This is a genomic window from Eggerthella timonensis, assembly GCF_900184265.1.
GTDB lineage: Bacteria > Actinomycetota > Coriobacteriia > Coriobacteriales > Eggerthellaceae > Eggerthella > Eggerthella timonensis.
Map to the genome: position 1 here is coordinate 330,526 of NZ_FXXA01000002.1, position 14,666 is coordinate 345,191.

At 63.3% G+C, this 14,666-nt stretch carries 12 protein-coding genes; 9 read left to right on the forward strand and 3 right to left on the reverse strand.

What is annotated here, in order from left to right:
* Window positions 1–152 precede the first annotated feature (152 nt).
* Entirely contained in the window at window positions 153–995 is an 843-nt protein-coding gene (locus tag C1A15_RS01445) for a stress response protein nst1 (protein ID WP_101720928.1), read from the forward strand.
* On the opposite strand, the gene C1A15_RS01450 is transcribed toward C1A15_RS01445, so the two are convergent.
* Window positions 919–2,808 carry a putative bifunctional diguanylate cyclase/phosphodiesterase gene (locus C1A15_RS01450; RefSeq protein ID WP_146001781.1) on the reverse strand — a complete coding sequence of 630 codons (1,890 nt, stop codon included), beginning with the start codon at window positions 2,806–2,808 and terminating at the stop codon, window positions 919–921. The two genes, C1A15_RS01445 and C1A15_RS01450, sit on opposite strands and share 77 nt — an antisense overlap.
* Window positions 2,805–3,647, reverse strand: a complete 843-nt coding sequence (locus tag C1A15_RS17395; protein WP_425430951.1) for a GGDEF domain-containing protein — start codon at window positions 3,645–3,647, stop codon at window positions 2,805–2,807. Before C1A15_RS17395 ends, C1A15_RS01450 begins: the two co-directional genes overlap by 4 nt.
* An 818-nt stretch (window positions 3,648–4,465) precedes the next feature.
* Between C1A15_RS17395 and C1A15_RS01460 the strand changes: the two genes are divergently transcribed.
* From C1A15_RS01460 to C1A15_RS01495, 8 genes are all read left to right on the forward strand, one after another.
* The gene (locus C1A15_RS01460; protein ID WP_101720931.1) at window positions 4,466–4,951 is read left to right on the forward strand and encodes a universal stress protein; all 486 of its coding nucleotides are present in this window, start codon (window positions 4,466–4,468) and stop codon (window positions 4,949–4,951) included.
* 224 nt (window positions 4,952–5,175) lie between these two features.
* A complete protein-coding gene (locus C1A15_RS01465) occupies window positions 5,176–5,889 on the forward strand; it encodes a response regulator transcription factor (RefSeq protein ID WP_101720932.1) in 714 nt (237 codons plus the stop codon).
* On the forward strand, window positions 5,859–7,502 hold the full coding sequence (locus tag C1A15_RS01470) for a HAMP domain-containing sensor histidine kinase (protein WP_245864869.1): 1,644 nt from the start codon (window positions 5,859–5,861) through the stop codon (window positions 7,500–7,502). The genes C1A15_RS01465 and C1A15_RS01470 overlap by 31 nt, the downstream gene beginning before the upstream one ends.
* A 57-nt stretch (window positions 7,503–7,559) precedes the next feature.
* Window positions 7,560–8,339, forward strand: coding sequence for a TVP38/TMEM64 family protein (locus C1A15_RS01475; RefSeq protein ID WP_101720933.1), 780 nt, complete (start codon window positions 7,560–7,562; stop codon window positions 8,337–8,339).
* Between the two features lie 115 nt (window positions 8,340–8,454).
* Complete coding sequence (gene uvsE / locus C1A15_RS01480; protein WP_101720934.1) at window positions 8,455–9,762, forward strand: UV DNA damage repair endonuclease UvsE; 1,308 nt, start codon at window positions 8,455–8,457, stop codon at window positions 9,760–9,762.
* Between the two features lie 122 nt (window positions 9,763–9,884).
* The gene (locus tag C1A15_RS01485; protein WP_101720935.1) at window positions 9,885–10,256 is read left to right on the forward strand and encodes a demethoxyubiquinone hydroxylase family protein; all 372 of its coding nucleotides are present in this window, start codon (window positions 9,885–9,887) and stop codon (window positions 10,254–10,256) included.
* Between the two features lie 108 nt (window positions 10,257–10,364).
* Window positions 10,365–11,177 carry a family 1 encapsulin nanocompartment shell protein gene (locus tag C1A15_RS01490; RefSeq protein ID WP_101720936.1) on the forward strand — a complete coding sequence of 271 codons (813 nt, stop codon included), beginning with the start codon at window positions 10,365–10,367 and terminating at the stop codon, window positions 11,175–11,177.
* 173 nt (window positions 11,178–11,350) lie between these two features.
* Window positions 11,351–12,562, forward strand: a complete 1,212-nt coding sequence (locus tag C1A15_RS01495) for a Fic family protein (RefSeq protein ID WP_101720937.1) — start codon at window positions 11,351–11,353, stop codon at window positions 12,560–12,562.
* Window positions 12,563–12,579: 17 nt separating this feature from the next.
* On the opposite strand, the gene C1A15_RS01500 is transcribed toward C1A15_RS01495, so the two are convergent.
* Window positions 12,580–14,304: an ABC1 kinase family protein gene (locus C1A15_RS01500; RefSeq protein ID WP_101720938.1), complete on the reverse strand. Its 1,725-nt coding sequence runs from the start codon at window positions 14,302–14,304 to the stop codon at window positions 12,580–12,582.
* Window positions 14,305–14,666 lie beyond the last annotated feature (362 nt).

A 14,666-nucleotide genomic window follows, 5' to 3' on the forward strand; every position in this document is an offset into this window, starting at 1 on the left:
CCGCCAGGATTTTGTGACACTTGGGCCGCTTCGCGCGCAGACTCCGCAGCCTTTACCGGGTCTTCACCATCCCCTTGCGCCTCCTTTACGCTTCCGCGACCGCGCGTGGGGCGATGCTACCATCGCCTGAAACCCGACCGAAGGAGCGCACCGTGAAGCCGTACTACGAGGGCTGGTACATGAAACAGCAGCGAGGGGACGACGTGCTTGCCGTCATTCCGGGCCGCGCGCAGGACTCGGCGTTCGTCCAAGTGGTCACGAACCGCGGGTCGCGTTTCGTTTCGTATCCGCTGGAGGCGTTCCATCACGAGGGCAACCGCATGCGCGTGGGATCCAGCTTGTTCACCCCGCACGGCATGGATCTGCGCATCTGCGAACCCGACTTCGAACTGACGGGCGTCGTGCGCTACCGAAACCTGTTGCCGCTGCGCTCCGACATCATGGGTCCGTTCGCGCATCTCCCGATGGAGACGAAGCACACGGTGTTCAGCATGCGCCACCTGGTTTCGGGATCGGTCTGCCTGAACGGCGCCACGATGGATATGCACGACGGAGTGGGCTACATGGAGGGAGATCGGGGCCATACGTTTCCCAGCAGCTACTTCTGGGTACAGTGCCTCGACCTGCAGCGCGACGCCTCGCTCATGCTGGCCATCGCCGAGATACCGCTGGGCCCGATCCGCTTCACCGGCTGCATCGGCGTGGTCACGCTGGGCGCGACCGAGCACCGCTTCGCCACGTATCGCGGCGTGCACATCGTTGAGCACGCGCCTACGGTCGCGGAGGTGCGGCAAGGCGATATGAGCTTGCGGGTGGAAGTGCTCGACGATCGCGGGCATGCGCTGCAAGCGCCCGCTCAAGGCCTGATGGACCGCACCATCAACGAAAGCCCTGCCGTGCCGGCGCGCTTCCGGTTCGTCAAGCGCGGCGAGGCGCTTTTGGAAGGGGAAAGCTGTCAAACAAGCTACGAGTTCGTTCCCCCGGTTCCGGCATAGGAATTAGAAGCCCCCCCCCCGTGGCGAATTTCTCGCGAAACTCGGCGAGCGGCAACGGTTTCGAATACACGTACCCCTGTCCCACATCGCAGCCCAGCTCGTGCAGCATCGCAACCTGCTCCCGCGTCTCCACGCCTTCGCACACCGTCGTCAGCCCCAGGTCGTTGGCCATATCGACCACCCCTTTGAGCACTGCGCGCGTGCGTCCCGTCTCCGCGTCCTCGTACAGGAAACCTCGGTCGATTTTCAGCACGTCGATGGGCAGCTTCCGCAGCAGGTTGAGCGACGAGTAGCCGGTGCCGAAGTCATCCATCGCCAGGCGGAAGCCGCATCGCTTGAGCGAGATCAGCTTGTCGATGACCGCTTCTTCGTTCACGACGAACGCGCTCTCGGTAACCTCGATCTCGATGCACGCGCGCGGCACGTGAGCGCCGTCCACGATGCGCACGAGCCGCTCCTCGAAGCCCTCGCGCAGCACGGTGACGCGCGAGAAATTCACCGACACGACGAGCGCCTCGTCGCCGTCGGGCGGCATGAGCGGATAGCATTGGCACACACGGGTAAGCATGAAGAAATCCAGCTGCACGATGAAGCCGTTCTTCTCGAACACGGGGATGAACCGGTCGGGCGACAGGAAGCCCATGTCTTCGGACTGCCAGCGGCACAGCGCCTCGGCACCGACGAGCGAGCCGTCGGCAAGGTTGTTCTTCGGCTGCAGGTACAGCAAAAACTCATGCTGGGCCAGCGCGTAATCCATGCGCTGCTCGATGCGGTTCTTCTGCTCCACGCCAGCGCGGAACGCATCGTCGTAATACGCCACCTTGCCGGATTCGTCCGCGCCCTTCAACACCGCGATGGCGTTGCTGACGGCTGCGGGGATGGTGCCGGTCGCCTCGGTCATCGCGCAGACGCCGCACCCGAACGACAGCATGTTCGCGAAGTGCAAATCGGGGCTTTCGCGCAGCTTCTCCTCGACGACCTCGCACAGCCGCTCCACGCGGTTGGGCTCGGCGCGCACCAGCACAACGAAATGGTCGGCGTTCGTATGCGCGGCCAACTCGTTTCGCCCGCACACGCTGTCGAGCAGGCGCGCCAGCGTGACGATAAGCTGGTTGCCCGCTTCGTAGCCGTACGATTCGTTCACGTAGCGGAAATTCGACACGTTCGTGTACACCACGAGGTACGCGCCGTCCTCGGCGTTGGCCACCAGCTCGCCCGCCTGCTCTTCGAACGCCAGCAAATTCTTGCGGTTCGTCAGCGGGTCGACGAAGTACGCCGCCCGGAGCTTGGCGATGCGATCGTTGCGCATGAACAGCATGATGGTGGCCGCCAACAGGAACAGCACCGCGCAGACGATGCCCATGAGCAGGAATTCGTGCTCGGCGCGCGTCTGCGCAGACATCACCATCTTGTCAGCCAACTCGAAATGGGTCTCGCTGAGAGCCAGGAGCGTTTCCTTCGATCCCTCGCCCCGATCAAGTCGATCGAACTCCTCGAGGATCAGGCCCCATTGGCGTTCGACGTCGTCGATGCTCTGCATGAACGCCCTGGTTTCCGAATCCTTGAAGGGACGGGATTCCTCGTCGCGCTTGAGTTCCGCGAGCAACGCCGAAACGCGCTCTACGGTCTTCTCGGCGTGCTCGCCTTCAAGCTCCATCTTCACGACGCGCTGCGTGCCGCCGCGAACCACGCCCGAGTCGTTGATGATGCCGGCATAGCTGCGCACCTGTATCAGGAACGCGATGAGCATGATCGCGCCGAACACCCACAGCGCAACGACGATCAGCCCTTTTGCCGACATCTTTCGTTTCACGAGCGATCACCCACATCGGCGCCGTGGCCGCGGCCCCGAGAAGCGCTATGGTACCAACGCTTTTGCTCGTACATCAGCCGATCTGCGCGGATCACCAAATCGCCCGGCGCCTCCTGGTCCTCGCTCCACGACGAGCCAACCGAGATGGTCAGCGCCCCATCAGCGTCGGTCATCTCGGCCAGCTTGCGCACGCGCTCTTCGAACTCCTCTTGCGTCGCGTCCACGCAAAACGCCACGAATTCGTCCCCGCCTATTCGGTACGTGTCGCCGGGAAACAGATCGCGCACCAGCTGACCGGCGCGCCGGATCATCGCGTCGCCGAAGGAATGGCCGCGCGTGTCGTTTTCTAGCTTGAGATCGTTGATATCGGCGAATACCACGCCGAACGTTTTCGGCCGCTGTTCGGCCAGACCCACCAAGCGCTCGATGTAGCTGTTTCGGTTTCCCACCCCGGTGAGCCCGTCGGTATGCGACAGCTCGCCCAACCGGTCGAGCAGCTGGCGTTTCTCCAAATCGTTCTGCACGAAGTAGGTGAGCGACCGCAGCAGCCCCGTCTCTTCGGTGTTGCGATGCGGGTTGTCGATGCCCAGCATGCCGCTGATGACGCCGCCGCCCTCGTAAAGCGGCACGACCAGCAGATCGGTGATGCCTTGCGGGGCGAGGGTTGCGTATTCAACCGAATCGCGGTCGACCGTGTGCTCCAGATCGACGATGCGCACCATGCCCACTTCGTCGAAGAGCTCGGTCCAACGCTCGAATTCGGAAAGCGGCACGTTTTGGAGGAAGTCGATCTGGGGCTCCACCCCGTCGGCACACCACTCCACCGTGTTGGACATCATCGTGGCGTTCAGCGACGACTCGAGCAGATACGCGCGATCGGCATCGTAGAACTCGCCGATGATACGCAGCAGATCGTCCAGCCCGCGTTCCCCGTTCGCATCGCTCGAAAGCGTTTTGGCGCACCGCACGAGGGTCTCCTCGACGGCGAGACGCGCCTCGAGGCCGCGGCGCTCCTCGACCTCGAGCGTGGAATCGTTCGCGATTTGGAGCCGCACGAGACGGTCGCCAACCTCGACGAGCTTATCGCGGCAGAGAAAATGGCGGTCGAGCCGCTCGTCGTAGCGGCCGTAGCTCAGCTCGCCCTCGGACGAGAGCTTCTGCATCGTGCAGAACGGGCAGGGCTCGCTTCGACCGTACAGCACGCGATAGCACAGCTGCCCGTGGTAATCGCCTTCGGGACGATAGAGCGCGAGCGCGGTGCGGTTAAGGTACACGAGCTCGTGCGAGCGGGAATCGCACGCGTAGATAGCGCTTTGGCTTTCCTCGCAAATGAGTGCCGCTATATCACGATCGTCCATCGCGCCCTCGCATCTGTCCGTCTCTCTCCCGCGGTTCCCGACGCGTCCAGGGACGCATCTGCAACCCGGTCTCGCAAGAGAACACACTTGCATAAGCATACCAATGATGGAAGGGTTCTACAATGCGCTCATCAGGGTAAATAGAACTAGTATTGTCTTGACTTTGCCGAGATTTTGTGTCCGCAAAGTAGGTGACGGCCTGGTGCCAGTCGGCTGCTTGAGCGCTGCGCAGGAGCCGTTGCCCGCGTGCGGCTGGTATACTGAAACCATCGAGCGGCCTTCGCGAGAGAGGATGCACCATGCTGTACGACAACATCATGATTCCCTACGACGGATCGGCTTCGGCCCGGGCGGCGCTTTCCGAAGCGGTGCGGTTCGCGAAAGACGATCCCGGCCTGACGCTGCGCATCGTGCAGATCATCGACACCGACCAACTTGCCATCGACAAGCTGGAAGCCGAAGGGCGCGACGAGCTAACCGCGGCATCGTCGGCGATGCTCAAGAAAACGTACGAGGAAGTTACCGAAGAGGCCAGCAAGGACCTGCATCGCGAAATCGACCCGCTGCTGAGCGGCTTGATGAACAAGGTGTACATCGAGCTGCTGCAAGAGACGCAACCAGGCGGGCAGATCGTGACGTACGCCATCGACAACCTGTGCGATCTCATCGTCATGGGCTCGCGCGGGCTGGGCGCGCTGCGCGGCATCCTGGGCAGCGTCAGCAGCTACGTGCTGCGCAACGCCGACGTGCCGGTGCTCATCGTCAAAGAGGGCACGAACGAGTAGCGACGGGTTGGCCCTCCTCCCCCCCCAGCCTGGGCACCTGCGGGAACGCCGCCGCAAACCCGCGTCATCCTGAGCGGAGGCGGCGAAGCCGTCGGGGCCGAAGGATCACGCGCGACCACAGCGGATAGCGCACCCCGCTCGAATGCGTTGATGGTTTCTTGATATTCTCGTGCTATGCTTCGCCGCATGTGCGACGATGAGCGAGCATGCAGAGGAGCGAAGCGGTGAGCGAACAAGAGACAGCGGCGATCGAGCGGGGCGGCGAGACCACGTTGCTCGTGGTCGACGACGAACCGGAAATCGTCGCGCTGCTGGACGAGTATTTCACGGGCCTGGGCTACCGCGTGCTCACTGCCGGCGATGGTGCGTCGGCGCTCAAGCGCGCCGAGCAGAACCCCGACCTCATCGTGCTCGACGTGGGCATGCCGCTCTTGGACGGCTACGCCGTATGCCGCCGTCTGCGCGAGCACCTCACCTGCCCCATCCTATTCCTCACCGCGCGCGTCGAGGACGTCGATGCGCTGGAGGGTTTCGAGGCCGGCGCCGACGACTACGTGCTGAAACCGTTCTCGCTGGCCGTGCTGGGCGCGCGCGTGAAGGCGCACCTCGCCCGCGACAACCGTCAGCACGTGCGCGCCGAGGTGCGCTTCGACGGCGACATCGCCATCGACTACCGTTCCCGCATCGTGACGGTGGCCGGACAGGCTGTGGATCTGACGCGCCGCGAGTTCGATATCGTCGCATTCCTGTCGAAGCATCCCGGCCAGGTGTTCGAACGCGACCGCATCCACGAGCGCGTGGGCGGCTGGGAGAACGAAAGCGATTCCCAAGTGGTGACCGAGCACATCCGACGCATCCGCAAGAAGCTGGCCGCAGCAGGAGCCGCGCCCGACCCGGTGGAAACCGTGTGGGGCATGGGATACCGGTGGCGCGCATGAGCTCCCGCCTCGACTCGCTGCGGGAGCGTTGGCGCAACGCGTCGCTCAAAACCTCGTTCATGGTGTACATGCTGGGGTTCCTGCTGCTCGCGCTGGTGATGTCCACCGTGACGGCCGGCGTGTTCAGCGCGCTGCAGCATGCGGCGACCGAGGACGCGTACGAGGTGTCGGGGCTGTATCTCTTCGATGCCCAGGACGAGATGCTCGTTCCCGCGCGCGCCGTGGAGATCGACGAGAACGGCAGCAGCGTGTTCGTCCAAACCGTGCGCGGCGACGTGACCGAGATGCCTCTTGCCGACCTGTCCTCGCTCGTCGAGATAACCGATGCGAGCGACTACCAATATGCGCCGGGGACCACGTACCTGTACGGATCGGCCAGCGACGAGGGCGACTCCTTCAGCATCGAGACGCCCGGAACGTCCGATCTGCCGGAACTCCCCGAAAACGTCGAGCTCACGCCCGACGAGCTGCCCGCCTACGACGCGTTGGCACGCGAGCGGTTCGATGCCTGGCTTGCCGCCAACCCCGACAGCCCCTATGCGTCGTTCTTCAGCGGCGGCGACCAGGATGGCGACACTGTCGGTCTGCTCACGTCGGCGGTGGGCTACTATCTGAACACGCCCCCGTCAGACGAAGCGCAAGCGCTGTCGGCCGCCTTCGGAATGCTGACCTTCCTCATGTTCCCCCTGTGGTTCGGCCTGTGCATCTTCGCCGCCGCGCGGCGCTTCTTCGGCCAGCGTCTCGAACCCGGGTTCTCCGTGCTCGACGGGGCGGCGAAGAACATCGCCGAGCAGAACCTCGAGTTCTCGGTGTCGTACGATCGCGACGACGAGCTGGGACATCTCGCCACATCGTTCGAGGCCATGCGCGCCTCGCTGGCCGAATCGCAGCGCGCGCTATGGCGCACGGCCGAGGAGCGCAAGCGCCTGAACGCCGCGTTCGCGCACGATTTGCGCACGCCGCTCACCATCCTCAAGGGCAAGATCGAACTGCTCGAAGGGCGCGTGCAAGCGGGCGACGTGCCCGCCGATCGGTTAGCGGCATCCGTCGCCTCGTTGGCTGCGCAGGTGGAGCGCCTCGAACGCTACGTGCAGGCCATGAGCGGCCTGCAAAAGCTGGAAGACCGCGCCGTGGTCGCGCACATGGTCGCGTTCGACAACGTGGCCGGCATGGTTAACGATGCCGGCACAGGGCTTGCAGCCTGCGCCGACCGCACGTTCGCCCTATCGGTCAGCCCGCGGTGCGACCGCGAGCGGCCAAGGCTGTGCGTGGATCAGGCCATCGTCGGCGAGGTGGCCGACAACCTGCTGAACAACGCGATGCGGTATGCGTCCTCGCAGGTGGATGCGCGCATCGATGTGCAGGACGGAGCGCTCGTGCTCATCGTGGAGGACGACGGCCCGGGCTTCACGCCCACAGCGCTCGAGCGAGGATGCGCTCCCTTCTTCAGCGAGGTTCCCTCGGCCGAGCACTTCGGGTTGGGTCTGAACATCGCGTCGCTCATGTGCGAAAAGCACGGCGGCAGCCTCGCGCTGCAAAACCGCGAAACGGGAGGGGCGCGGGTGGTCGCGCGATTCTCTTTGGATTTGTGCGCAGACGTAGACAGCCGGTAGATATTTGCTTCGTACCATCGGAAGCGTACCGAACGCACCCGAGAAACGGAGCATCCCATGGAAGACGTCGCCTCCCTGCGCGCCCAGCACGCGCCCCTCGCCGAGGCTGCCGAGATACACCGTACCCCCGACGAGGACCGGCGCTCGCTCGTCAGGAAACGCGCCGCCGTGATCGTCGGGCTGCTGGCGGTGACGGCGGGGCTGGTCGCGCTCTGCGTCACCTACGGCCCCGAGCTGCTTTCGTTCGTGGCCGATGCCCCGCGCTTCCGCGCGTGGGTAGACGAGGCGGGATGGATGAGCCGCATCGTCTTCGTGCTGGCGAACATGGCGCAAGTCGTGTTCGCGTTCTTGCCCGGCGAACCGCTTGAGCTGGGCGCAGGGTACGCGTTCGGCTTCTGGGAAGGCACGCTGTGGTGCCTCGTGGCCAGCGCGCTGGGGACGGCGGCGGTCATGGCGCTCGTGCGCACGTTCGGCATGCGCATCGTCGGCCTGTTCTTCTCGCCCGACAAGATCACCTCGATGCGCTGGCTGCGCGACGCGAGGCGCTTCGAGCTGCTGCTGTTCCTGTGCTTCCTCATCCCCGGCACGCCGAAAGACCTGCTCACCTATGTGGCGGGGCTGGGTTCGAGCTCTATCGGGCGCATCGTCGCCCTCACCACGGTGGGACGCATTCCCTCCATCGTCTCGTCCACGCTGGCCGCAGGCGCCTTCGGCGACGGCAATTACGCGGGCGCAGCGCTCGTGGCGGCGCTCACCGTGGTACTGGCGGCGGCAGGCGTGGTGGCGTACCGGAAGCTGGCGAAGCGCAGCGCCGAGGGAGAGGCTGCGACAGCGTAGGCGCAGCTGTCACGCTGTCGTGTCTCGAGGGTTGGGCGCTCGCATCCTGTTCCGCATCGATTCCGCGTATGATGGGAGCCGACGAAGCGCGGCAACCGTATCGGAGGGAGGCATCGTGAGCATCGGCTACGCATCGAAGACGCTGGCGGTGCCCGCCGCGCGTATGCAATCGGTGGTGCAGCGGCTTGCCACGCCCGAACGCTTGACCCAAGTCATCGACGGCAACTTGCGCGCCCTCGATGCCGCGCTCGACTACCAGGCGAAAAACGGGATCCACCTGTTCCGCGTCAGCTCGGACGTGATCCCCTTCGGCTCGAGCCCCGTGAACGCGCTCGACTGGGTGCGCGACTTCGAGCCGCAGCTGGCTGCGCTCGGACGCAAGGCGCGGCGCCACCGCATCCGACTGAGCATGCACCCGGGGCAATACACGGTGTTGAACTCGCCCGACGCCGACGTGGTGGAGCGCGCGAAACTCGATCTGGCGTACCATGCGGCGTTTCTCGACGCGCTCGAGATGGACGCAACCGCCAAGATCGTCCTACATGTAGGAGGCGCGTACGGCGACAAGCTGCGCTCGCTCGAACGGTTCGCCAGCGCATACGGCACGCTCCCCTCCGCCGTGCGCCGACGACTCGTCATCGAGAACGACGATCGGCTCTTCACCGCACAAGACGTGCTCTCGCTCAGCCGCACCACCGGGGCACCCATGGTGTTCGACATCCTCCACCACGAGCTGCACCACGAGCCCGACGCGCCGGACTGGCGCACGCTGCTGGACGCGGCGGCCGCAACCTGGAAGCCCGAGGACGGCGTGCAGAAAATGCACTATGCCCAGCAAGCCCCCGGTCGCAGGCTGGGCAGCCACACCGACTCCATCGAGCTGGAACCCTTCCTCGCGTTCTACCGAGAACTCGAAGCGCACCGAACCGACGCGGGAAGCGCGGGGGACGAAAGCGGCGCATGTTTCGGCATGCCCGACATCATGCTCGAAGTGAAGGACAAGAACCTCTCGGCCCTCAAGTGCATCCTGAGCACAAGCGAACGCGGCCGTTTCGCCGAACTCGAACGGGAGTGGGCACGCTACAAATACGCGGTGCTCGAGCACGACCAGACCGCTTACCTGGCCTTGCGCACACTGCTCAAGGACAAGCGCACGTGGCCGGCCATCCCGTTCTATGAAACGGTCGAACGTGCGCTCGCAAAGCCGGTGGAGCCCGGATCGTTTCGCAACGCCGCCCAGCACGTGTGGGGTTACCTGTCGGGCCACGCCACCCCGCGCGAGCGAGCGTCGTTCGAGCGCCTCATGGCGCAAGGCAACCAGCGCGCGGCGAAACGCAAGCTGCACGCGCTCGCCGAGAAGTACGACCAGGCCTATCTGCTGGAGTCCTACTATTTCATCGAATCCCCTTCTCTTTCGATTTAACGTGTATTTATTGAGAACTATTCTCAATAATAACCCTATCGTAATACATCAACCCTGATAATCGGAGTATCATATCGAGCAGGAGAAGAGCGTTACACCGTTATACGAAAGAGAGGGACCTTATGCCCAGTTTCCCCAACCCGTTCGCCGGCAACGTCGATCGCAAGATGACGAATGCCGAGCTCATGCAGGCGCTTCGCATCGACATCGCCGGCGAGCTTGAAGCCATCTTCCTGTACGACGCCCACTACCAGGCCACCGACGATCCCGCCGCCAAGGCCGTGCTCGCCGACATCCGCGACGAGGAGAAGGCTCACATGGGCGAGCTCATCACGCTGATGCGCCACCTCGATCCCACGGAGACGGAGTTCTTCCTGGAGGGCGAAGGCGAAGTGCAGGAGAAGCTGGCCGAGCTCGGCATCAAGACCGACGGCGAGATCGCCCCGGCGCCGGCCGAGCCCGCCCCCGCTCCCACCGTCGGCGACCTGTCCTAACCGTTTCCGCTGATGGAGGACGAATGTTTCACGTGAAACATTCGTTCGTGCGCCATGGTTCGCACGAACTGCCCCCCATCGCAGCGCCCCGTTTGAAAGGAGTCCCCCATGGACTACCTCGCTCGTGAATCAGCCGACCTCTCGGTCGAGCTGTGGAACCGCATCGACGACACCGTTATCGGAACGGCTCGCAACCAGCTGACCTGCCGCCGCTTCCTCAAGGTGTTCGGCCCGCTCGGCGCCGGCGTGACCACGGTGGCCGTCGACGGCGTGAACAAGGAAGAGGTGCTCGAGGACGGCATCGGCCGCATCGTCGGCCGCACGCAGCTTGAGCTGCCGCTGTTCTACGAAGACTTCACCCTGCTCAGCCGCGACATGGAGTACGCCGCCCAAACCGGCTACCCGCTCGACCTCTCGGTGGCCATCGCCGCCGCGAAGAAGGCATCGCGTCGCGAAGACGACCTCATCCTCAACGGCAACAAGGCCCTCGGCGCCGACGGCCTGCTCACCGTGAAGGGTTCGGCGAAGATCAAGAAGGGCGACTGGGCCCAGGGCGAGAACAGCTTCTCCGACGTCACCGCCGGCGTGGCGCAGCTGGCCAAAACCGGCTACCTCGGCCGCTACGCCCTCGTGGTATCGCCCGACCTGTTCCTCGACTTGCAGCGCCTGCAGCCGAACACCGGCCTGCTGGAAATCGACCGCATCAAGAAGCTCATCGGCGACAACGTGTACATGACCAGCGTCATGGGTCCCGGCAAGGCCGTGCTCGTGTGCGCCGAGCCCGAGTACCTCGACCTCGCCGTCGGCCTGGACCTGTCGGTAGGCTACCTGGAGCTCGCGGACTTCAACCACACGTTCCGCATCATGGAGACGGCCGCCCTGCGTATCAAGGACCCCGCATCCATCGTGGTGTTCGCGTAACGCGAAGCACGCACGCCGCGCATTTCACGGACGGTTCGCACCGAGCGCGAACCGTCCGTTTTTGTTGTAACGTTAACTCAATTCATCGTTCTGCATCTAATAGAGTTAATAATATAGTACAATTTTAACTCTATTAGAGCATATTGATCGATATGAGTTAAAGAAGGAAACACATGACGTATCGCGATTTAAGGAAAATCTTCCACGGCTATCCCGAATCGTACGCCACCGAATACGAAGCCAGATTCAATTCCGATCAGTCGCATAAAATCGGCTTCGACGTATCCGGAAGCCCTGCGTTCTTCGTCATGACTCCGGAAATCTACCAGGCAGCAATCACTGCTGCAAAAATCGATAAAGACATCTACCGGCTCATTCTCTCTTTGCCTGGAAAAGCGATACAAAGCTACCGAGAATCGAACCTTATTGACGAGATCGTTATCACCAACGAAATCGAAGGCGTACGATCCACACGGCGCGAAATCGGAGATGTCCTCGAACGATTGGAAGAAAACGACAAGCGCGGACGATTCCACGGTCTTGTTCAAAAGTACCAAATGCTCAGTCGCGAGGAAGACATACCCATACGCATCTGCGAAGACGTCAGGAGCATATACGATGACTTGGTCTTGGACGAAGTCACGCGCGACAATCCAGATCACGTTCCCGACGGAAACCTCTTTAGAAGAGGCCCTGTATCGGTATGCGATGCCACCGGAATCCCCATCCACAAGGGAATGGAGCCCGAATCGAAAATCACGCTTTGCCTCGAAAAAGCGCTGAACATCCTAAACAATACGGATATCGAGCCCATCGCTCGCGTATCGCTGTTCCACTTCCTTTTCGGCTATATCCACCCCTTTTACGACGGAAACGGCAGGACAAACAGATTTATCAGCAGCTACGTCTTGTCGAAAGAGTACGAGCCGTTAATCGGATTCCGACTTTCCTATGCCGTAAAACAGGATATCGAGAAATACTATAAGGGCTACACTGTCTGCGAGCACCCTTTGAACAAGGGCGATCTGACTCCGTTCGTAATAGCGTTTTCGGAAATAATCGTTTCTGCCATGGAAAGCATGCGCAACTCTCTCAGGGAGCTTCGAAACATGCTCGAGCAGGGCGAGAAGATGGCTGAGATCGTGTTTGCGAGTGATGAGAAGGCCATCGAAATCGCCAGCGTTCTTGTGACCGCCGCGCTGTTCGCATTCAACGGCATCACCATGGCAGAGCTCACCTTCACGTTCGACGCGTCAAGGCAGACAATGTACAAGAGACTCGCACCCTTCAAGGAACGCGGCGTGCTCATCGCGCAAAAGGAAGGGCGAAAAACGTACTACCGAATGGACATGGATGCTCTCAAGCAGCTCGCCGATCAGCAGTAACAGGTCGGCAGCTTTTCCTACACCTTCTCCTCATTCTTTTGCCGATGGCGGATGAGGAGGTTGCGCCAGACCACGTAGGCTCCCAGCGCGAAGGCGCCCAGGTAGCCCAGCACGCCGAGCAGGGGGACGCCCAGCAGTTGGGGATGCATGTTCGTGGTGGCCAGCAGGCTGGAGCCGATGAACAGGCCGGCGGAGATGAGCGCCATGGCCACGGTGCCGCTGACGGAGTAGAGCGCGGCGATGGCGTCGTTGGGGATGCCGAGGTCGGCCCCGACGCGGATCTGACCGCGATTCACCATGTCGAGGGTATGGGACGTTTGGGTGGGCAGGTGCACCGCGGCTTCGGCCGACGATAGGGCGCTCGAGGCAAGTTCGCGCGCTTTCGTCTCGACCGACGCCCACGTGCGCGCACGTTTTTTCACGTGCTCGCTGATGATGCCGATAACGCTCGTGTCGGGCGCGATGTCCACGAGCACGCCTTCGATGGTGACCATGCCGCGCGCCAGCAGCGTGAACGACGGCGGTAGGGCCAGGTTCTGCGACCGCAGCACGCCGAACACGTCCATGAGCGCCGATCCCACGTTGATGTCGGCCAGGTTCACCGTGGTGTACGACACCAGCAGGTTGCCCAGCTGGCTGAGCAGCCGACCATGATCGACCGACCCTTCTGCGCGTGCGGCGCCCAGCAGCGCCTCCATGAGCGCGTAGGCGTCGTTCTCGGCCACCGCGCGGAACATGCGCCCGATGAGCGCGCGCTCGAGCGCCGACAGTTCGCCCACCATGCCGAGGTCGATCCACACGATGTCGTCGCCGCGCACGAGGATGTTGCCGGGGTGCGGGTCGGCGTGGAAGAAGCCGTTGTCCACGATCTGCGTCACGTAGCTTTCGGCGAGGCGTTGGCCCAGCTTCGCCGGGTCGATCCCCCGCTGCCGCAGGGCGCGAACGTCGTTGATCATGGGGCCCTCGACGAAGTCCATGACCAGCACGTCGTCCGAGCTCATGTGCGGATACGGTCGCGGGCTTTCCACACCGGGCTGGTCGCTGAGGAACTGGCGAAACCGCACGAGGTTGTGTTGCTCGATGCAGAAATCGAGTTCCTGATGCGTGGTGCGCTCGAGCTCGGCGACCAGGTCGTCGAGGGACAGCTTGATGCCGTCGGTCGCGCGCGTCAGGCCCACGAGCGCGACGGCTTGGCGGATGAGCGCCAGGTCCTGCGTCATCTGCTCGACCACGTTCGGTCGGCGCACCTTGATGGCCACGTACGACCCCGGGGACGGGGCGTCGGGCGGCAGCGGCGCGGCAGGGGTGCCGCCGCCCGCTCCCGCATCGCCCACCGCGTGCGGCGCGAGGCGCGCCTTGTGCACCTGCGCGATGGAGGCCGATCCCAACGGCCGCTCTTCGATGCACGAGAACGTCTCTTGCCACGGATGGCCAAGCGACGCTTCGATGGTGCTGATCACGGTTGAGAACGGCATGGGCGGCACGTCGGCGCGCAGGCGCTTGAACGCGTCGGCGTACGCGGGGGGAATCACGTCGCTGCGATTCGCTGCGATCTGCCCCATCTTCACGAACGTGGGGCCGAGGTCCTCCAGCAAGCTGGTCGCCTCCTGCGGCGTGAGCCCCGACAGCACGCGATGATGCCGCAGGATGCGCTCGATCTCGCGCAGACGCTTTCCCGAGCCGGAGCCCTTGTCGCGCCGCGCTTCCACGGCCACCTGCGCCACCTCTTTCAGCGTGGGCATCCCGCACCTCCTCGATCGCCTGCTCAACCGCCGTCTTCGACAGCCCAGCGTAGCATGGCGCATCTGCGGGAACGCCCCCGTCGCCCAACGGTCACCGAGCGGATGGCGAACCGGCACGGCGGGGCATTGCGAGCCGAATCGACCGCACGGCAACCGATCGCTCCGAGGTGCCGAATGTGGCAAAAATATCGAGTTAAGTAAATATTAGACGAGACTCACTTCGAAAAGGGAGGCCCTGCGTAAAAGCCGACCAGGCATTATGCGAAGATACGCGGACCGTGTGTTCGCTTTCCGGAGCATCTGATTTACCCACCCCCAAATTCCTGCCAAATTTCGCACTGCCGGCGACCAGATGCAGCACA